General features: G+C 71.4%; 16 protein-coding genes. 7 read left to right on the forward strand and 9 right to left on the reverse strand.

What is annotated here, in order from left to right; all coding sequences use genetic code 11:
• Positions 1-36 precede the first annotated feature (36 nt).
• A complete protein-coding gene (locus tag ACX80U_RS00115) occupies positions 37-603 on the forward strand; it encodes an Rv3235 family protein (protein WP_459267014.1) in 567 nt (188 codons plus the stop codon).
• Here ACX80U_RS00115 and secA read toward each other — a convergent pair whose 3' ends face one another.
• The 7 genes from secA to mtrA form a co-directional block, all read right to left on the reverse strand.
• Entirely contained in the window at positions 604-3,312 is a 2,709-nt protein-coding gene (gene secA / locus ACX80U_RS00120; protein WP_459267015.1) for a preprotein translocase subunit SecA, read from the reverse strand.
• A 121-nt stretch (positions 3,313-3,433) separates the two neighbouring features.
• The gene (locus ACX80U_RS00125) at positions 3,434-4,645 is read right to left on the reverse strand and encodes a winged helix-turn-helix domain-containing protein (RefSeq protein ID WP_459267016.1); all 1,212 of its coding nucleotides are present in this window, start codon (positions 4,643-4,645) and stop codon (positions 3,434-3,436) included.
• Positions 4,646-4,737: 92 nt separating this feature from the next.
• Entirely contained in the window at positions 4,738-5,484 is a 747-nt protein-coding gene (hpf, locus tag ACX80U_RS00130) for a ribosome hibernation-promoting factor, HPF/YfiA family (RefSeq protein ID WP_133080936.1), read from the reverse strand.
• A 169-nt stretch (positions 5,485-5,653) separates the two neighbouring features.
• Positions 5,654-6,619 (reverse strand): ComF family protein, encoded by a 966-nt coding sequence (locus tag ACX80U_RS00135; protein WP_459267017.1) that lies wholly within the window; start codon positions 6,617-6,619, stop codon positions 5,654-5,656.
• A gap of 98 nt (positions 6,620-6,717) precedes the next feature.
• On the reverse strand, positions 6,718-8,454 hold the full coding sequence (locus ACX80U_RS00140; RefSeq protein ID WP_208741564.1) for an LpqB family beta-propeller domain-containing protein: 1,737 nt from the start codon (positions 8,452-8,454) through the stop codon (positions 6,718-6,720).
• A gap of 4 nt (positions 8,455-8,458) precedes the next feature.
• A complete protein-coding gene (gene mtrB / locus ACX80U_RS00145) occupies positions 8,459-10,216 on the reverse strand; it encodes an MtrAB system histidine kinase MtrB (protein WP_459267018.1) in 1,758 nt (585 codons plus the stop codon).
• A 151-nt stretch (positions 10,217-10,367) separates the two neighbouring features.
• Positions 10,368-11,045, reverse strand: coding sequence for an MtrAB system response regulator MtrA (gene mtrA / locus ACX80U_RS00150; RefSeq protein WP_133080939.1), 678 nt, complete (start codon positions 11,043-11,045; stop codon positions 10,368-10,370).
• A gap of 368 nt (positions 11,046-11,413) precedes the next feature.
• Between mtrA and ACX80U_RS00155 the strand changes: the two genes are divergently transcribed.
• From ACX80U_RS00155 to ACX80U_RS00180, 6 genes are all read left to right on the forward strand, one after another.
• Positions 11,414-12,649, forward strand: coding sequence for a DUF7847 domain-containing protein (locus tag ACX80U_RS00155; RefSeq protein ID WP_459267019.1), 1,236 nt, complete (start codon positions 11,414-11,416; stop codon positions 12,647-12,649).
• A 40-nt stretch (positions 12,650-12,689) separates the two neighbouring features.
• Positions 12,690-13,346, forward strand: coding sequence for a DUF4129 domain-containing protein (locus tag ACX80U_RS00160; RefSeq protein WP_133080941.1), 657 nt, complete (start codon positions 12,690-12,692; stop codon positions 13,344-13,346).
• Positions 13,343-14,593, forward strand: coding sequence for a DUF4350 domain-containing protein (locus ACX80U_RS00165; RefSeq protein WP_459267020.1), 1,251 nt, complete (start codon positions 13,343-13,345; stop codon positions 14,591-14,593). The genes ACX80U_RS00160 and ACX80U_RS00165 overlap by 4 nt, the downstream gene beginning before the upstream one ends.
• The gene (locus ACX80U_RS00170; RefSeq protein WP_459267021.1) at positions 14,590-15,669 is read left to right on the forward strand and encodes an AAA family ATPase; all 1,080 of its coding nucleotides are present in this window, start codon (positions 14,590-14,592) and stop codon (positions 15,667-15,669) included. Before ACX80U_RS00165 ends, ACX80U_RS00170 begins: the two co-directional genes overlap by 4 nt.
• Before the next feature lie 61 nt (positions 15,670-15,730).
• Positions 15,731-17,023 carry a DUF58 domain-containing protein gene (locus ACX80U_RS00175; protein ID WP_459267022.1) on the forward strand — a complete coding sequence of 431 codons (1,293 nt, stop codon included), beginning with the start codon at positions 15,731-15,733 and terminating at the stop codon, positions 17,021-17,023.
• A gap of 95 nt (positions 17,024-17,118) precedes the next feature.
• Positions 17,119-17,787 carry a DUF4166 domain-containing protein gene (locus ACX80U_RS00180; protein WP_459267023.1) on the forward strand — a complete coding sequence of 223 codons (669 nt, stop codon included), beginning with the start codon at positions 17,119-17,121 and terminating at the stop codon, positions 17,785-17,787.
• A gap of 28 nt (positions 17,788-17,815) precedes the next feature.
• On the opposite strand, the gene ACX80U_RS00185 is transcribed toward ACX80U_RS00180, so the two are convergent.
• Together ACX80U_RS00185 and ACX80U_RS00190 are read right to left on the reverse strand one after the other, a co-directional pair.
• Positions 17,816-18,844 (reverse strand): uroporphyrinogen decarboxylase/cobalamine-independent methonine synthase family protein, encoded by a 1,029-nt coding sequence (locus tag ACX80U_RS00185; RefSeq protein WP_459267024.1) that lies wholly within the window; start codon positions 18,842-18,844, stop codon positions 17,816-17,818.
• Positions 18,837-19,253: a chorismate mutase gene (locus tag ACX80U_RS00190; protein ID WP_133080947.1), complete on the reverse strand. Its 417-nt coding sequence runs from the start codon at positions 19,251-19,253 to the stop codon at positions 18,837-18,839. Before ACX80U_RS00190 ends, ACX80U_RS00185 begins: the two co-directional genes overlap by 8 nt.
• Between the last annotated feature and the right edge of the window lie 21 nt (positions 19,254-19,274).

Genomic DNA, 19,274 nt, shown 5'->3' on the forward strand with positions numbered 1-19,274 from the left:
GCACGTCCTGGTACCCGTCCGAGGAAAGGATCCGCCATGCCCGCTACGACCCAGCTCCACCGCAGTCCGACAGCGCAGCTCGCCGAGGTCAGCGGAGCTCCGCGTCCGCTCCTCACACCGCCCGGACAGCCCGCGGTGCCGGCTCCCGTGATACCCCTGCGGCCCGGGATCGGGACAGCGCCCGATTCGTTCCCCGGCGGTCCTTCTGCCCGCAGCGACCGAGTCTCCGCTGAGGACCAGGAGCTGTCCCGCAGGATCTCGGGCATCGCCCGGTCCGTCGCCCAGGGCGCCCTCGAGGTGCTCGGCGGATCACGCCCGCTGCAGCAGATGGCGCGGTGGCTCGATCAGGAGAACTACGAACGGCTGCAGCTGAGGACGAATCTGGTCCGATGCGTGTGCATTGCACAGGCGTCCCCTGCGGGCCTGCCCGCGGCGAGCGCACACCGGCACATCGTCGTCCGCTCGGCGAGGGTATGTCCGGTCGGTCCGGGCGTCTTCGAGGCGTCGGTGGTCGCCTTCGACCAGAAACGCGTCCGCGCCGTCGCTCTTCGGATAGAGCTACGGCGCGGGGCGTGGCGGGTGACCGCCCTGGAGATCGGCTGACTATTTCTTCCGGGCCTTCTTGCCGCCCGCCGCAGCCGGCTGCGTCTTGTTACGCTCCACGTGCATCTCGGCGTCGCCCTGCGCATTGGGCGCCGTGAAGTTGAGGGTGGCCGGCTTCGCCGGTGCGTCGAGCCCCGCGGCCTTGATGGTCGGAGCCTGGACGACGCCGCGTCCGTCGGTGACCCCCGGGAGCCCGGTCTGCGCGGGGGCGGAGACCTCGACGTCCAGGTTGAACAGGTACCCGATGCTCTCCTCGCGGATCGACTCCATCATGGCCTGGAACAGGATGAATCCCTCGCGCTGGTACTCGACCAGCGGGTCGCGCTGGGCCATCGCGCGGAGGCCGATGCCCTCCTTGAGGTAATCCATCTCGTAGAGGTGCTCCTGCCACTTCCTGCCGATCACCGAGAGGACCACGCGGCGCTCGAGCTCCCGCATCGTCTGCTCGCCGAGGGCCTCCTCACGCGCCTGGTAGGCCAGCTTGGCATCGGAGAGGATCTCGTCGTGGAGGAAGTCGCGCGTCAGCTTCGACTTGCCACCCGCTTCCTCGATGACCTCGTCGGCGGTCAGCGTGATGGGGTACAGCGTCCTGAGGTTCGTCCACAGGAGCTCGTAGTCCCAGTCGTCGCCGTGGCCCTGTTCCGTCGCCTCGTCGACCATGGCCGTGATGACGTCCTCGAGGAAGAACTGCACCTTCTCCTTGAGGTCGCCGCCCTCGAGGATCCGCCGGCGGTCACCGTAGATCGCTTCGCGCTGGCGGTTCAGGACGTCGTCGTACTTCAGGACGTTCTTGCGCTGCTCGGCATTGCGGCCCTCGACCTGGCCCTGCGCGTTCTCGATCGCCTTGGATACCAGCTTCGACTCGAGGGCGACGTCGTCAGGCATGGTGGCGCTGTTCATGATGCGCTCGGCGCCCCCGGAGTTGAACAGCCGCATGAGGTCGTCCGTCAGCGACAGGTAGAAGCGTGACCGGCCGGGGTCGCCCTGGCGTCCGGACCGTCCGCGCAACTGGTTGTCGATGCGGCGCGACTCGTGGCGCTCGGTACCGAGCACGTACAGGCCGCCCAGCTCGCGGACCTCGTCCTGCTCGGCCTTGACCGCTCCCTTCGCGGCTTCGAGGGCGTCGGGCCACCTGGCCTCGTACTCCTCGGGGTTGTCCGCGGGATCGAGTCCCAGCTTCTCGAGGGCCGCCACGGCGTTGAACTCGGCATTGCCGCCCAGCATGATGTCGGTGCCGCGGCCTGCCATGTTCGTGGCGACGGTGACGGCACCCTTGCGGCCGGCCTGCGCGATGATCGCGGCTTCGCGCGCGTGGTTCTTGGCGTTCAGCACCTCGTGGCGGACGCCCGCTTTCGCCAGCTGCTTGGACAGGTACTCGCTTTTCTCGACGCTCGTCGTACCGACCAGGACCGGCTGGCCGCTCTCGTGGCGCTCGACGATGTCCTTCACGACGGCGTCGAACTTGGCGACCTCGTTCTTGTAGATGAGGTCGGACAGGTCCTTGCGTGCCATGTCCTTGTTCGTGGGGATGGGCACCACACCGAGCTTGTAGGTGGACATGAACTCGGCTGCTTCGGTCTCGGCCGTTCCGGTCATGCCGGAGAGCTTGTCGTAGAGGCGGAAGTAGTTCTGCAGCGTGACGGTCGCGAGGGTCTGGTTCTCAGCCTTGATCTCCACGCCCTCCTTCGCCTCGATGGCCTGGTGCATGCCTTCGTTGTAGCGCCGGCCGGCGAGGATGCGTCCGGTGTGCTCGTCGACGATCATGACCTCACCGTTGAGGACCACGTAGTCCTTGTCGCGCTTGAAGAGCTCCTTGGCCTTGATGGCATTGTTCAGGAACCCGATCAGCGGCGTGTTCGCGGACTCGTAGAGGTTGGAGATGCCGAGGTAGTCCTCGACCTTCTCGATGCCGTCCTCGAGGACGCCCACGGTGCGCTTCTTCTCGTCGACCTCGTAATCGGTGTCGACGGAGAGCTTCTGGACGACCTTCGCGAACTCGTTGTACCAGCGGTTCACGTCGCCGGAGGCCTGACCGCTGATGATCAGGGGCGTGCGGGCCTCGTCGATCAGGATCGAGTCGACCTCGTCGACGATCGCGAAGTTGTGGCCGCGCTGCACCAGCTCCGCGGCGCTCCATGCCATGTTGTCGCGCAGGTAGTCGAACCCGAACTCGTTGTTCGTGCCGTACGTGATGTCCGCCGCGTACTGCTCCCGGCGGGTGGCCGGATCCTGCTTGGACAGGATGCAGCCGCTGGTCAGCCCGAGGAACCGGTAGACGCGGCCCATGAGGTCCGACTGGTACTCGGCCAGGTAGTCGTTGACGGTGACCACGTGGACGCCCTTGCCGGTGAGCGCATTGAGGTAGGCCGGGGCGGTCGCCACGAGGGTCTTGCCCTCTCCGGTCTTCATCTCGGCGATGTTCCCCAGGTGGAGGGCGGCGCCGCCCATCAGCTGGACGTCGAAGTGGCGGAGCCCGAGTGTGCGGCTCGACGCCTCGCGCACGGCGGCGAAGGCTTCCGGCAGCAGCTCGTCGAGGGTGGCGCCGTCCGCGTGGCGCTTCTTCAGCCGATCGGTCTCACCGCGCAACTCTGCGTCGGTCATCCCGCGGAATTCGTCCTCCAGGACATTGATCGCGTCGGCATAGTTGCGGAGTCGCTTCAGTGTCTTCTTATCGCCGGTGCGTAGTACTCGTTCAAGAAGTGATGGCACTGGTATCTGCTCCCAATCTGATGCTGCCCAAAGATGGCGTATCTAGTCTACGTGAGGGACGTTCGGGATCCCGATCCCGTTCCCTGCGTCCCTGCCCGGCGGCGCGGGACCGCGTGTCCGCTCAGAGTAACGTGCCGACCTGAGCGGCGAGTGATGGCGCGAGGTTCCCGCGATCCTCCACGACGACCTCGACCAGGCCCAGCCACTGCGCGAGCAGGCGCAGTTCGTCGGCCAGCTCGGCGGCGGTGTCCCCGGGGGCGCCGGGTTCGACGTGGCTGGCCCGGACCAGCAGGCGCTTGGTTGTCCGGTCGGCCTTGAGGTCCACCCGGGCCGCGATGGTGTCGCGGAGCAGGAAGGGCAGCACGTAGTAGCCGTGGATGCGCCGCTCCGCCGGGGTGTAGATCTCGATGCGGTAGTGGACGTCGAAGAGCCTGTGGAGCCGGTCGCGCTCGAAGACGAGGGAATCGAACGGGCTCAGGAGCGCCCTGCCCCTGGCCTGGCGGGGCAGGGCCGCCGCCGGGTGCAGGTACCAGGGTTCCGTCCCTCCGTCGACGACGACGGTCTCCACGACACCGGCGCCCGCGAGCCCGTCGAGGACGGCCCGTGTCTCCCGGACCGGTGTCCGGAAGTAGTCGGCGACCGAGCGGGCGGGTGCGACGCCGAGGGCTCCCAGCGCGCGCTCGGCCAGGACGGCGAGGGCGTCGGTCCGGTCCGGTCCCGCCGTGGCGAGAGACGCATCGGGAAGCACCTGGGTGATGGGCGCGTAGAGGCGTTCGAACTGGGCCGTCCGTCCCGCCGATCCCACCTCGCCCCGCGCGAAGAGATCCTCGAGGACCCGCTTCGCTGCGGTCCACCGCCACCCCCAGCCGTCCTCGGGACGTGTCATGTCCGCTCCGAGGAGTCGCTGGATCTCCGAGGCGGGAAGCGGCGTCCCCTCGTCGAGGAGCTCGCGGATGGCGGCTTCGAGAGCCTGGCGCAGTGCGTCCGGCACGCCGGCCGCTCCCATCCAGGTGCGCCGCTGCCATACCCGCAGGTGTGGGAACAACGCCGGGGGAACGAGGCTCGCCTCATGTGCCCAGTACTCGACCAGCGTGCGGGGTCCCGTGGAGTAGAGGTCTTCCAGGTCCTTGCGGTCGTAGGAGCCGAGGCGAGAGAACAGGGGCAGGTAGTGCGATCGGGCGAGGACGTTCACCGAGTCGATCTGGAGGACCTGCAGGCGCTGGACGGCGGAGTTCACGGCGCGGCGGGACAACGGCGCCCGGAGACGGGGGCGATGCAGGCCCTGGGCGGCGAGGACGATGCGCCGGGCCTGCGCAGTGGTGAGGTTCGGCATGGGCTCCTGCATGGAACTGCCCCCGCGCAGGGCGGGGGCAGTTCCGTATCGGTCGTCGCGACCGGCGGGAGCCGGCGCGGGGGTGGTCGTTCCTAGGCTGACGCTGCTTCCTTCGCCCGGTAGGCGAGGAGTTCCTCATGGGGTTCCTCGGTCCCCTCGGCGCACTTCGAATCGAGGGTGATGACGCCGTAGGTCCAGCCCTGCCGCCGGTAGACCACGGACGGTGCGCCCGTCGCCGAGTCGACGAAGAGGTAGAAGGCGTGGCCGACCAGTTCCATGTTGTCGACCGCGTCATCGAGCGTCATGGGAGTACCCGAGAAGACCTTGCGGCGGATCAGCACGGGAGAGTCGCCGGCAGGGACGTCGTCCGGCGTGGAGTAGGCGTCGACGTCCTCGGGCTCGGTCGCGGGCTGGGGAACGGGCTCGTGCGAGGTCGGCTCGATGACCGGCGTCTCGAGATAGATGGGCTGCGCGGGATCCGCCGGTTCGAGGTCGGCCGTGGCCACTCTGACGGCCACGGGCGTGTGCCGGCCGTGGTGGACCTTCCGCCGGTCGCGGGCCCGGCGCAGGCGCTCCAGGAGCTTCCCGTAGGCGAGATCGAAGGCGGCGAACTTGTCGGCGGCGGAGGCCTCGGCCCGGACGACCGGGCCCTTGCAGAGGACGGTCAGCTCGACCGTGAGCGAGGTGTCCGCCATGCGTGCGCTGGGTTCCTTGGTGATCTTCGCGTCGACGCGCTGTACCTTGTCGCCGAGCTGCTCTATCTTGTCGATCTTCTCCGTCGCGTACTCACGGAAACGGTCCGATACCGCCAGGTTCCGACCATTGATCACAAATTCCATGGTGCCCTCCACATCACTAGGTGACACGACGGCGGCCTGGCGAGATGCATAGCCACCGCCGACGGGTACGTGTCGTCACTGTCTGGTACCCGTACTTCACGGTAGTTCACGACTGTCCGTTATTCATCCCTTGGTGCTCCGAAACTTGCGGTGGCTTGACGGCCGCCTCTCAGGACACCATCGGTGGCGCGGCCGGGGGCACCTGCACGCGTCGGGCGGCGTCCCCGACCGGCGAGGACGTCGCGGCGATGACGGCCGCGCCGAGCACGCGTGCCCCGGAGAGCACCAGTACACGGTGGACCTCCCCGATGGTCGCACCCGTGGTGAGCACGTCGTCGACGATGATGCAGTCCCTCCCGGCCAGGGCACCCCGGCTGCGTGCGGGCACCTCCATCGTGTGCAGCACATTCGTACGGCGCCGCCGTCGGCCGAGGCCCTTCTGCCCGCCGCCCCACCCCGACCGCACCCCTGCGAGCGCCGCCGGGAGGGAGGGGATCCCGCCCTGTCCGACGGTGGCCGCGAACCTCGCGAACCGCGGGACCTGCCGCAGGCAGGGGGCGAGGACCGCGGAGGCGGGCAGGTGTCCCGCACGGTCGAGCCTGGACAGGAGGAGCATCAGCGGATCGTAGCCGCGCCGCCGTCGGGACGACGGGCGGGTCGGCACCGGGACGACCAGGACGGGCTGCGCCCCGGCAGGCTCCGGGACCCGGAAGGCACGGGCCGCTTCGTGGAGGACGCCCGCGAGGGCTGCCCCGACGGGTGCGGCCAGGTCGACGTGGCCGTGGTTCTTGTAGGCCAGCAGGACCACCGACACGGCACGGCCGTACCGGCCAGCGGCGAGTACGGGCAGCGGTCCGTGGCTCGGCCCGGGCAGCAGGCGCCCGTTCTCCCCCGGCGCGCCCAGCTCGACGTCCGGGAGCGACTCCGCGCCGCCGTCGGCGCGGAAGGGACGCGCCGTCGCCCTGCGGAACGCCGCGAGGCACCCGCCGCACAGCGACGTGTCCCACGCGCCGCAGAGCACGCACGACGACGGCAGGAGCAGGGCACCGAAGGCGGACACGGCGCGGGCGAGCCGCCGGCAGGTCCGTCCGAAGACGAGCCTGTCCAGGACCGGGGAGAGGACGGCAGCTCGCATGGGCCCATGCCATCACGCCGGCGCCGGCGGGCGAACGCCGGTTCCCGCTATGTGGACATCCCTCCCCGGGTGGAGCCGGACCTACCCCGGGGAAGGCCCTACCCCGGGAAGGCTGGGTCGAGCACCTGGAGCTGCTCGTCCACCCAGCTGTTGCCGATGCGCCGGTAGAGGGTGCTGCCGGCCTGCGCGTAGAAGGTGTCCTCGGCGTCGGAGCCCGCGCTGATGCCGAGGACCCCGTCGAGTGCGGCCATGGTCTCCTGCTCGCCGTCGAGCTGGAGGATGACCGGGGTGGCCTCCTCGTCCGCGCCGGTCGACGACGCGACGATCGTGCTCTGGCCGGCCCACTTCGCCGTGTCGACGGTCCCGTCGGTCGGCAGCGTGAGCGGCGTGGTGAGCGATTGCGGCACGCCCTCGGTGGAGCGGATGATGCCGGCCAGCAGTACCTCACTGGTTCCGCCCCGCTCGGTGACGACCAGCGCGCGGGACCCGTCCCGCGACACCCGCAGCTCCTCCACGGTCCGGTCACCGAGCCAGCCGGCGGCCAGGACGGAGGCGTTCGCCTCGGTCCCACCCGGCGGGATGGCGATGACCTCACGGCGTCCCGCGACGGCCCGGGTCGTCCACACCCAGTTCTCCGGGTCGAAGGAGGGCTGCGTCAGGGCGCTGCCCTTGCCGACGCTGCGTGCCTGGCTGCCCGGAGCGGTGACGTACAGGGTGGTCCGGTCCGCGTTCACGAAGGCGTAGGCACTTCCGGAGACCGATGCCGCCGGGTCACGGGGCTGGAGCCCGGCGACGGAGGGCAGTCCCTCGATCGGTACGACGGCGCCGTTGCGGACCCGCACCAGCTCGCCACCGGCGATACCGACCTGCTCGCCGCCGACGTCGGGGGTCAGCTCGGGGACGACCAGGTCCGCGGAGGTCGCCCCGAGCTCGATGGGCCGTCCGCTGGTCATCTCCACGGAGGTGACGTCGTTGAGGCCCAGCAGATTGACCTGCAGCTGCTGGTTCATCTGCTGCAGGCCGAGGTCGGTGGCGTTCTCGAGGACCTCGGACGAGAGCTCGACCGAGGCCCTGCCGGAGGTGATCGGGACGGAGTCCCGGGCGAGCGTGACCCCTTCGGGGAACGCGCTGGTCACCGAGCCCTGCAGGTAGGGAGCAGGGCCGGCCAGCATGGCGCCCACGATCCTCGCGGTCACGCCGGTCCTGCGGACGAACCACCGCGCATCGGGCACCCAGAAGCGGTAGTTGCTGCTGTAGAAGTACAGGTCGTGCGAGATCAGGAGGTCCTGGGCACTGCTCTGGGCGAGCATGATCCCGTCGGGGATCTCCCCGATCCGCCACTCCCCGTTGACCTGGACCATGCGCACGCCCAGCGTCTCGGTCGCCGGGACGGCACTGTTGGTCCGCAGCCCCCGGCCGTCCACCGTGCCTGTCGTCTCCAGCTGGATCTGGTAGACGCCTTCGGCTTCGCGCTTCTCCACGCGGGGGTCGGACCGGAAGAGGACGATCCGCTCCTCGGGCTTCCAGGTCTTCTCGAGTTCCGGCGTCAGGTACTGGCGGGCCACGCTGTAGCCGTCGCCCGCACCCGTGCCCGCGGTGATGAAGTCACGAAGGATCCGCTCGGGCGTCGCGCCGGACGCGGGACCCTGCGGATCGAAGGCGGGTGCGACGGCGTCCGGCTCACCCTCGGCCGCCGGTATCACGCCGACCGGTCCTTGCGTGGGGATGGCCGAGCAGCCCGCCACCAGCAGGAAGCAGAGCGCGAGCAGTGCGGCGAGGACCCGCGCCGGCACACCCGGGCCACCGGGCCGACGGCCGGGCCGGTTCCGTGTCATCGTGCTAGTTCCTGGCACTGCTCTCCCTCGTTCCACTCCCGGCATCCTCTGCCGGGGCCGTGTCCATGGCGCCACCGGCAGGAAGGGCGCGGGGCGGGCCCGACGGCGGCAGCGCGAGCGGCGACGAGGTCAGCTCCCCGCCCTCGTTGCGCGGCAGGGTGAGCCGGAAGCATGCTCCTTCGCCGGGCATGCCCCATGCCTCCAGCCAGGCGTGGTGAAGCCGGGCGTCCTCGGTCGCGATCGACAGGCCCAGGCCGCTGCCACCGGTGGTCCGCGCCCGCGCGGGATCCGCCCGCCAGAACCGGTCGAAGACGCGCGAGGCCTCGAGCGGCGTCATCCCGATGCCGTGGTCGCGGACCGCCACGGCGACCGCCTCCGGATTGCAGGCGATGTGGATCTCCACCGGCCGCGCCTCACCGTGCTCGAGCGCGTTGACGATCAGGTTGCGGAGGATCCGGTCGATACGACGTCCGTCCGCGTCGGCGATGCACTCGGTCTCCGCGGAGACGATCCGGAGGTCCGAACCGAGCCGTTCCGCGAGTGGCCGCGCCCCGTCGATGGCATGCTGCACGAGCTGCACGACATCGACCGACTCGGCCTCCAGCACGGCTGCACCGGCGTCGAACCGGGAGATCTCGAGCAGGTCGGCGAGCAGCGCCTGGAACCGTTCCACCTGGTCGAACAGGATCTCCGCGGACCTCTTGTTCACCGGATTGAACTCGTCCCGGGCATCGTGCAGCACCTCGGCCGCCATCCGCACGGTGGTCAGGGGCGTCCGGAGTTCGTGGGACACGTCGGACACGAAGCGCTGCTGCATCTGGGACAGCTGCGCCAACTGCGTGATCTGGTCCTGCAGGCTGCCCGCCATGTGGTTGAAGGACGCCCCGAGCCGGGCCACCTCGTCCTCACCGCTGACCTCCATGCGCTCCTGCAGCTGACCCGACGCGAGCTTCTCCGACACCGACGCCGCGTGGCTCACCGGCAGCATGACGCTGCGCGTCACGTACCAGGTGATGCCACCGATGACGAGCAGGAGGACCAGTCCCACGAGCCACAGCACACCGTGGATGTAGTCGAGCGTGGACTGCATGGAGGAGAGGTCGTAGTAGACGTACAGGGCGTAGGGGCTGCGCTCGGGTGGCAGCTGGACCTGCGTGCCGAAGGCGATGCCCGGCGCGTCCTGGTCGCCGTCCTGCGTCACCGGGATGGTGATGGGCGCCCAGTAGATGTCCTGGCCGTCGCGGACCGCCGACTGGAGGTCGGGAGGGAGCATGCCCGCCGTGGCGCCGTCCTGGCTGACGGTGGTCGGGATGAAGAGCCCCTCCCCGGAGATGGGCACCAGGATCGACTGCCGCGGCGCATCGGTCTCGCTGCCCACCAGGGCGTTCACGGAATCGAGCACCAACCGGCTCGTCGTGTCCCGGTCCGTCGCCGAGGAGTCCCGGAAGACCGCCTTCGTGTCGACGAGGGCGGAACCGGCCTCCGCGCTGAACTGGTCGAAGCGCTCGTCGTAGAGCGCGCTCGCGATCTGGTTGGAGAGGAAGCCGCCGACGGCGACGAACGAGACGGATGCCAGGAGCATCGTCGCGACGACGGTTCGGAACTGCAGGGATCGCCGCCAGTGGCTGGCGATCGATCGCAGCAGGGCCCGGAGTCGGACCAGCCCCGCGCGGAGCCGTGCGACGACCTCGGGACCGGCGGCGGCGAGCGAGCCGGGAGCCCTGCCGCCGGACGCCCGGTCGCCGTCCCGTGCATCGCGCACGTCGAGGGCGACGGGCTCACCCGGAGCCGCTGCGGGCGCGGAAGCCGACGCGGTGGGGTCGGCGGAGCCTACGCCGGAGGCTAAGGAAGGCCGCGGGACCTCGGGAAAAGAGAAGGGGGAACCGGGAGCGCGATCGGCCGCGCCCGCCGCGTCAGCCCTGTCCGGCCTTGTAGCCGACACCACGCACCGTCAGGACAATCTCGGGTGCCTCGGGATCACGCTCGATCTTCGAGCGCAGCCGCTGCACGTGAACGTTGACGAGTCGCGTGTCGGCGGCGTGGCGGTAGCCCCACACCTGTTCGAGCAGCAGTTCGCGCGTGAACACCTGCCAGGGCTTCCGGGCGAGCGCGACCAGCAGGTCGAACTCCAGGGGGGTCAGGGACACGCGCTCGCCGGCCCGCGTCACCTCGTGGCCCGCGACGTCGATGCTCACCTCCCCGATGCGCAGGGTCTCCGGGGCCTTCGACTCCGCCGGGCGCAGCCGGGCGCGGACACGGGCGACGAGTTCGGCCGGCTTGAAGGGCTTGGGCACGTAGTCGTCGGCCCCCGACTCGAGCCCGCGGACGACGTCGGAGGTGTCGGACTTCGCCGTGAGCATCACGATGGGGAGGTCGGACTCGTTCCGGATCTGGCGGCACACCTCGATGCCGTCCATGCCCGGGAGCATCAGGTCCAGCAGGACGAGGTCCGGGTGCGACGAGCGGAAGACGCCGAGCGCCGCGGCGCCGTCGGCGCAGAACACCGGGTCGAAGCCGTCGTTGCGGAGGACGATGCCGATCATTTCGGACAGGGCCTCATCATCGTCGATGACCAGTATGCGAGCCTTCATACCCCCATACTGTCCCATTCGGCGCACAATGTCCCACCACCCCGGCGACGGCGTGGTGGGACGGACGGCACACGCGTGGTGCGTGCGGCTCCTGCCGATGGTGGCGCGGCTCACTATGATGCAGGAGGGGAAGCTGAACGCATGCGTCCCGGCAGCATCGACGGAGGGGCGCAATGAGTGATTCGACGAATGGGCCGGCCGGCGGGACACCTCCCGCGGGGCAGGACGGGAGCGGTGGCGACCCGCGGTCGCGACCACCGGGAGAACCGGTCCCGGGTCGGTCCGGGCCGTGGCAGCCCCCCGGCGCGTCGGCACCCCGTCGGCAGGACCGGCCCGCCTGGCAGTCGCCCGGCCGTCCGGCCCCCGGCATGCCGCAAGAGCCCGGCGCCCCTTTACCGCCGTCCAGCCCGTGGGACCGGCCATCCGATCCCTCCGGGCACCAGGGCGCACCGGGCAGGTTCGGTGCGCCCGGCCCCTATCCCGCACCGGGGTCGGGCGGGGCGCCGGGCTGGGGCGGCTACGGGGCCCCGGGCGCACCCTGGGGCAACGGCCCCTCCGGAGGGCAGCCCTTCCCCCGGGCCCCCCGGTACCAGGCCCCGCCGAAGCCGGGCGTCATCCCGTTGCGGCCCCTCGGACTCGGCGAGATCCTCGACGGTGCCTTCCAGGCCTGCCGCAGGAACCCGCTGGCCACCTTCGGCATCGCCATCCTGCTGCAGGCCGTCGTCGCCCTGGTGACCGTGCTCATGCTCGGGAACGTCCTGTCGTCCTTCGAGGTGTTCGAGTCGCAGAACCCGACGCCCGACAGCATCATCGGCGCGTTCGCCGGCTTCGGCGTCTTCGCCTCCGTCGCGGGCATCGTGTCCGCCGCGGCGCTGCTGGTGCTCCAGGGCATCCTCGTCATCCCCCTGGCACGGGCCGTGATCAACCAGCGGACCTCCTTCGGTCAGGCGTGGCGCCTCTCCCGCAGCCGCATCCTCCCGTTGCTGGGCTTCGGCCTCCTGTCCGTCGCCGCGGGACTCGTCGGCCTCGTGGTGGTGGTCGGGATCTCGGCGCTCGCGATCATCGGCCTGGCGGAATACTCCGCCCTGGTCATCGTGCCCCTCGTGCTCGCGGGCATGGCGGCACTGGTCTGGGCGGGCATCAAACTCGCCGTCGCACCCGCGGCCATCATGCTCGAGGGCATCGGGCCCTGGACGGCCGTCAAGCGCTCGTGGCAGCTGACCCGGGGCAACTGGTGGCGGACGTTCGGCATCGTGCTCCTCACCAGCATCATCGTCTCGATCATCGGCTCCGTCATCTCGACCCCCCTCACCTTCGCGGTGTCCCTCTTCTTCGGCTTCAGCTCCAGCGCGTCCGCCGCGCCGGATGCCCTGGACTCGCTCCCGCTCCTGATCGCCACCCAGGCCATCGCGGCTCTCTTCACGGCGATCGGCTACGCCTTCCAGGCGGGCGTGACCGCACTGCTGTACGTCGATCTCCGCATGCGACGGGAAGGCTTCGACGTCGTCCTCCTGCGTGAGCACGAACAGGCCGGAGCGGGGCACCCGGACATCCTCCCCGGCGGCACCGCCTCCTTCGGCCACCAGCCCGGGGGGCCCGCCTGATGCCGACGCGCACCACCCCGGCGCCGGGCAGGGGCCGCCGGTGACCACCGGGCGGCCCTTCCCCGCGCCCGACGCCGACGAGGCCCGCCGGCTCCTCCAGGAAGAACTCGCGAAGCCTGCCTACGTCGAAGCCCAGCCCTCCATCGTCGAACGGATCCTCGGCGACCTCCTCCGTGGCATCGCCCGGCTCCTCGACGGGATGGGCGGACTGGGAGCCGGCCCGGGAACGGTCGTCGTCGCGATCGGCGCGGCACTCGTCATCGTCGTGGCCGTCCTGCTCATCAAGCCCCGCCTGAACGCGCGCGGGAAGAAACGGGACGCCGCCGTGTTCGACGGCGACGTCAGGCGCTCGGCCGCATACCATCGCCGCCGCGCCGCCGGTCTCGCCGCGGAGGCCGACTGGACCGGCGCCGTCGCGGAACTGCTGCGTGCCACCATCCGCTCGGCGGAGGAGCGCCTGGTGATCGAGGAACAGCCCGGCCGGACGGCGACCGAGGCCGCCGTCCAGCTCGGGGATGCCTTCCCGGCGCGATCGGCCGATGCCGCGTGGCTGGCCGAGCTGTTCAACGAGACCCACTACGGCAGCGGCACGGCCACGGAAGAGGACCATCGGCGGGCGGCCGGCATCGAGGGGCTGCTGTCGTCCGAGCGGCCCGAACGGGCGACGGGCACCACGACGACGGCGGCGCCTCGGTGACGCGCACCGAGAGGGACCCCGGAGCGCCGGGCGCGGTCCTCCCGGGCTCGCCGGCGGAGCCGCATCCCGTGCAGGGCGAGGTGATGGGCGACGGCGGCTCCGCAGCCGGCACGGCGAGGTCGCGCCTGCGCCGCGCACGACCCGTCATCATCGGTGCGCTGGTGCTCGCGGTGATCGTCCTGCTCAACCTGCTGCCCGGACCCGAGAAGGACGACCGCCCCCTCTCCCCCGGCAATCCGGCACCCGACGGTGCGCGAGCGGTGGCGGAGGTACTCGCGGCGCAGGGAGTGGACGTCGTCCGCGCGACCTCCTACGAGGACGCCCTCGAGGCGCTGGACGGGGGCCCGGCGACGCTGTTCCTCAATGACGCCCAGGCGTACCTCAGCGCCGCGCAGGTCGCCCACCTGAGCGAGGAGGCGGACCTCGCCGTCCTCGCCGCGCCGGGCGCGCGCCAGCTCTCGGCCCTCGACGACGGCTTCGAGCAGCTCGGTGCCGTGCCGTTCGACCTCGGCGACGACGAGCCTGGGCTGCAGGCCGACTGCTCCGATCCCGATGCGACGGCGGCGGGCACCCTGTCGATGACCGGAACGGCCTACTCCGGCATCCTCGAGTGCTTCCCGACGACGATCGGCGGTACGGAGGGCGGACTGTACGTCACGAGCGCCGACGGTTCCGTCGCCGTCCTGGGAGCGCCGGGGATCCTGTCCAACGAGATGATGCCGGACGAGGGCCACGCGGCCCTCGCGCTCGGGGTGCTGGGGTCGTTCCCGACGCTGGTCTGGTACGAACCGACCGGCGCGGACGTCGTGGCCTCGGGCGAGGGCATCGACCCGCTGACGCTGCTGCCCGCCTGGGTCGACCACCTGCTCGTGTGGCTGCTCGCCTGCTCGGTCCTGGCCATGCTGTGGCGGGGACGCCGGCTGGGACCGCTGGCGGCCGAGCCGCTGCCCGTCGTCGTGCGTGCAGCCGAGACCGCGGAGGGACGTGCGCGGCTGTACCAGGATTCCGGCTCTGTGGCACACGCCGCGGCGAACCTGCGCGCCGCGACACTCGCCCGGCTCGCGCGCCGCCTCCGCGTGGACCGCTCGGCGACCCCCGTGGAGGTCCTCGACGCGGCCTCGCGGCAGGGCGGCCGTCCCCGGATCGAGCTCGAGCGACGACTGCTCCACCACACACCGACCACGAACCGCGAGCTTGTGCTGTGGGCACAGGAGATCCTCGACCTCGAGAAGGAGATTCCATCATGAACCGATCCGCAGACCGGCAGGACGGCGTCCTGGAGGCGCAGCCGGGAACGACGGCGGGCGGTGCCCACCAGGGGACGCGCGTCCAGGACCGTGCGCCGGAGGCCCCGCAGCAGGCGGTGCCCGACGACGGATCCGCGCGCGCCGCGCTCCTGCGGGTGCGCGACGAGGTGGGCAAGTCGATCGTCGGTCAGGACGCGGCCGTGACCGGCCTCCTCATCGGGCTCCTGGCGGACGGGCACGTGCTGCTGGAAGGCGTCCCGGGCGTCGCCAAGACCCTGCTGGTCCGTACCCTCGCCACCGCACTGGACCTCGACACCAAGCGCGTCCAGTTCACGCCGGACCTCATGCCCGGCGACATCACGGGCTCGCTCATCTACGAATCCAAGACCTCGGAGTTCACCTTCAGGGAAGGTCCCGTCTTCACGAACATCCTGCTCGCCGACGAGATCAATCGCACTCCGCCGAAGACACAGGCCTCCCTGCTGGAGGCGATGGAGGAACGGCAGGTCTCCGTCGACGGCGTCTCGCGCCGCCTGCCGGCGCCGTTCCTCGTCGCCGCGACGCAGAACCCGGTGGAGTACGAGGGCACCTATCCCCTGCCCGAGGCACAGCTCGACCGCTTCCTCCTCAAGCTCACCGTGCCCCTCCCGGGGCGCGAGGACGAGATCGAGGTGATCCGCCGCCACAGCGTGGGCTTCGATCCACGCGACCTCGGTGCCGCCGGCGTGCGGGCCGTCGCCGGCGCGGAGGACGTCGACCGCGCCCGGGCCGCCGTGGCCCGCGTGGCCATCGCCCCGGAGGTGCTGGCCTACATCGTGGACCTCGTCCGTGCGACGCGGTCGTCCCCGTCGTTCCAGCTCGGGGTGTCCCCCCGCGGTGCCACCGCGCTGCTCAACACCTCCCGTGCATGGGCATGGCTCTCCGGCCGGTCCTTCGTGACGCCCGACGACGTCAAGGCCCTCACCCTCCCGGCGCTCCGGCACCGCGTCGCCCTCAGGCCCGAGGCCCAGATGGACGGCGTCGACGTCGACGACGTGCTCGGCGGCATCCTCGGCACCGTCCCCGTCCCGCGGTAGCGGCGCACCCCGCACGCACGTCCCGGGCAGGATCCCTGCCCGGACCCGAGAGGAGCTCGCCGTGGTCATCACCGGCCGTTTCGTCCTGCTGGCGCTGCTCGGCGTCGTGCCCGTGATCCTGTATCCGGGCACGACGTCGATCCTGCTGTGGGCCGCCCTCCTCGCCGCGGTCGGGTCACTCGACCTGGCCCTCGCCGCCTCGCCGCGCCGGGTGGGGATCACCCGGGTGCTGCCGGACAGCGTCCGTCTCGGCGAGGAGTGCCGGAGCGCCCTGGTGGTGCGCAACGACACCGGCCGACCGCTGCGCGGCACCGTCCGCGAGGCGTGGCAGCCGTCGGCCGGTGCCGTCGACCCGGAGCAGTCCGTGGCCGTACCGCCGGGCGAAGCGCGGCGCCTGGCCGTCACACTGCGTCCGGCCCGGCGCGGGATCCTCCGCGTGGAGACGGTCACCATCCGCAGCGCCGGTCCGCTCGGGGTCGCGGCCCGGCAGGTCACGATCCCGGCCCCCGGCGTGCTCCGGGTCCTCCCGCCCTTCCATTCCAAGCGTCACCTGCCGTCCAAGCTCCGCCGGCTGCGTGAACTCGACGGCCAGTCGGCGGTGCAGATCCGCGGCGCCGGCACGGAGTTCGACTCGCTGCGCGACTACGTCCGGGGCGACGACGTCCGGTCCATCGACTGGCGGGCCACGGCCCGCCGGCGCGACACCGTGGTGCGGACGTGGCGGCCGGAGCGCGACCGGCGCGTCGTCGTCGTGCTCGACACCTCGCGCACGTCCGCTGCGCGGATCGTGGACGAACCACGCCTGGACACCGGTATCGAAGCGGCGCTGCTGCTGTCCGTCCTCGCGGAGCGGGGCGGCGACAAGGTGCACTTCCTGGCGTTCGACCGCAGGGTCCGCGCACGCGTCGACTCGACGGCGAAGGGGAACCTCCTGGGCTCCCTGGTGACGGCCATGGCGCCGCTGGAGGCGGAGCTCATCGAGGCGGACTGGTCGCGGGTGCCCGCCCAGGTGCGTGCGGCCTCACCGCACCGCTCCCTCGTGGTGCTGCTGACGTCCCTGGACTCCGGCGCCGTCGAGGAGGGGCTGCTGCCCGCACTGCCGGGACTCACCGGACGTCACGTCGTCGTCGTGGCCTCGGTGCGCGACCCGAGGCTCGAGGAGATGGGTGCGGACCGCTCGACGGCCGCGGCCACCTACCGGGCGGCTGCGGCCGAACGCGCGCTCCTGGACCGCGCGGCCGTGGCGGACCAGATCCGGCTGCTCGGTGCGGAGGTGGTCGACGCGGTTCCCGCGGAGCTTCCGCCGCTGCTCGCCGACACGTACATCAGGCTCAAGGCAGCCGGGCGTCTCTGAGAGGGGGCGCCTCGAGCGACCCGGTTCACCCGGACCGCCATGCAACCGGTGGTCCCCGTGGTTGACTGAGTGCCCGAGCAAAGGAAGTGGGCGGCATGACCTCGATCTACCAGGAGGCGATGGGCAGCGACTTCGGCCGCCTGCAGCCGGAGCTGCGCGACTACTTCGGCCTCTCCACGGAGAGCGGCCTGTCGGGCCACGGGCGCGGGGTGTTCGACGTCGCCGGCTGCCCGGCCTGGTTCGCGCGCCCGGCGTTCCGGCTCACCGCGCTCGAGAACGCGTTCTTCCCCGAGTACGCCGGCGACGTACCGTTCACCATCCGGAACTACCCCCACGTCGACCCGTTCGGGCGCCCGGCCCTCACCGCCCGGCGTGAACTCGACTTCGGCACCACGTTGCGGATCTTCGAGGACACCACGTCCCTGCAGGACGGCATCCTGACCGACTACGTGGGCCGGCACCGCCGGATGGCCACGCTGCTGGCCTGCAGCGCCACCGACGAGGGGTATATCCGCATGGTGTCGTCACGGACCCGCGTCTTCGCGGGCGTGCGCCTCCCGCTGCCCGATGCCCTCGGGGCGCTCGCCTACGTGGAGCAGTGGTGGGACGACGCGGCGGGCTCGTTCCGCATCAAGACCCGCGTCGTGCACCGCCAGCTCGGGACCCTGCTCGTGTACGCCGGGCGGTTCGACTACGTCGTGGAGGAGTTCGACGGCGTGCTGCCCGTCGAGGCCCGGCCCGCGCGCTGGGAGCAGCGCGTCTGACGGCGTCCGGGAGGGTCGGCAGGGCGGATCAGCCCTCCGCCCGCACCTGCTCCAACGCGTCGGCGACCTGCGCCATCCGGGTGACGGCCCGGACGGCGTCGGCGGGTGCCCGGCGGGACAGCCCCGGGAGTGTGGTCACCGTCAGCGCCGAGAGTGCCGTGACGGGCAGCCCGACCCGCCGCCAGGGGCCCAGCACGGACTCCACGAGGGTGCGGACCTGGAGGAGGTCCGCCGCGGGATCGAGGACCCCGAGCCACAGCTCCCGGCCGGATTCGACGTCCTCCGCGAGCGCTTCCCAGTGGCGATCGGGTATCCCCCGACCCTCCAGGCACAGCGCCGCCGTGCCGGCACGCGCCGCGTCGAGGACGACGTCGCCGCCGCCGCCGGTGGCCAGCACGGTGCCATGTGCTCCGGCGGCGATCGCCGACGCCGTCACGGAGTCCCACGCCTCGGTCGCTTCGCGCCGGTCGACCGCGCGAAGCGTCCGATAGCCGCTCGCCGTGGGCACGCGTCCGGCCAGGACGGCTCCGGCATCCGGCTCGTCGAGCTGGAGCACCAGCTCTGCTCCCCGCGCCACCGAGGTGACGCGGCGGACCAGGTCCGCGGCGCCCGCGGCGAGCGACTCGTAGAGCTCGCGGCGCGCCCCGGCGTCGACGAGGACCCGCTCACCGTTGTGCAGGTGCACCCCCGCGGCGAGTGACAGCGGGCCCTGCAGGTGCAGCTTCAGGCGGGGCGCGGGGCGTTCCTCCGCGCCGGCGATGTCGCCGAGGGCATTGATGTCGGAGGACAGGGCCGACTCCGCCCGGCGCTGGTCGCGGCCCGGCCGCTGGACGAGCCGCCAGCCGTGCGGCTGCAGGTCGAAGGGAAGCTCGACGAGCATGCCGAGGGTCCGCCCGACGGCGTCGCTGCCGGGCCCGCGACCGGGCAAGGACGGCAGGAAGGGGAGGTTCGCACCGCCGAGCTCACCGCGGGCGGCGCGGTTCGCCTCGAGGGGATCGGTCCCCGGCCAGTCACCGGCAGCCGTGGCGCCGACGGGCCGCCGGTCGGCGTCAGTCATGGACGCCGTGCTCCCCTGCGGCACCGGTCGAGGACGTGTCGGCCGCGGGGCCGGTGGAGGGCTTGCGGTTCTCGGAGATCGCCTGGTGGTGCCGGATCACCTCGGAGATGATGAAGTTCAGGAACTTCTCGGCGAACGCCGGGTCCAGCTGCGCCTCCTCCGCGAGCATGCGGAGCCGGGCGATCTGCGCCGCCTCACGCTGCGGATCACCGGCGGGGAGGTCGTGTTCGGCCTTGAGGTGACCCACCCGCTGCGTCGCCTTAAAGCGTTCGGCCAGCAGGTAGACGAGGGTGGCGTCGATGTTGTCGATCGAGCTCCTCACCGAGAGCAGTTCGGCCATGACCTCGGGGGCCACGTCTCCTGCGAGTGAACTGGCTGCCGGGTCGAAGCCGCTGCGTGGGTGCGTCATGACTCCAGTCAAGCAGAAGCC

The sequence above is a fragment of the Arthrobacter sp. TmT3-37 genome (assembly GCF_054510835.1).

What these genes read in the sequence shown, in the direction of transcription:
- ACX80U_RS00115 (WP_459267014.1), top strand. Translation starts at nt 37, where the DNA reads ATGCCCGCTACGACCCAGCTCCACCGCAGTCCGACAGCGCAGCTCGCC.
- ACX80U_RS00125 (WP_459267016.1), bottom strand. Translation starts at nt 4,645, where the DNA reads ATGCCGAACCTCACCACTGCGCAGGCCCGGCGCATCGTCCTCGCCGCC.
- hpf (WP_133080936.1), bottom strand. Translation starts at nt 5,484, where the DNA reads ATGGAATTTGTGATCAATGGTCGGAACCTGGCGGTATCGGACCGTTTC.
- ACX80U_RS00135 (WP_459267017.1), bottom strand. Translation starts at nt 6,619, where the DNA reads ATGCGAGCTGCCGTCCTCTCCCCGGTCCTGGACAGGCTCGTCTTCGGA.
- ACX80U_RS00140 (WP_208741564.1), bottom strand. Translation starts at nt 8,454, where the DNA reads ATGACACGGAACCGGCCCGGCCGTCGGCCCGGTGGCCCGGGTGTGCCG.
- mtrA (WP_133080939.1), bottom strand. Translation starts at nt 11,045, where the DNA reads ATGAAGGCTCGCATACTGGTCATCGACGATGATGAGGCCCTGTCCGAA.
- ACX80U_RS00155 (WP_459267019.1), top strand. Translation starts at nt 11,414, where the DNA reads ATGCCGCAAGAGCCCGGCGCCCCTTTACCGCCGTCCAGCCCGTGGGAC.
- ACX80U_RS00170 (WP_459267021.1), top strand. Translation starts at nt 14,590, where the DNA reads ATGAACCGATCCGCAGACCGGCAGGACGGCGTCCTGGAGGCGCAGCCG.
- ACX80U_RS00180 (WP_459267023.1), top strand. Translation starts at nt 17,119, where the DNA reads ATGACCTCGATCTACCAGGAGGCGATGGGCAGCGACTTCGGCCGCCTG.
- ACX80U_RS00185 (WP_459267024.1), bottom strand. Translation starts at nt 18,844, where the DNA reads ATGACTGACGCCGACCGGCGGCCCGTCGGCGCCACGGCTGCCGGTGAC.
- ACX80U_RS00190 (WP_133080947.1), bottom strand. Translation starts at nt 19,253, where the DNA reads ATGACGCACCCACGCAGCGGCTTCGACCCGGCAGCCAGTTCACTCGCA.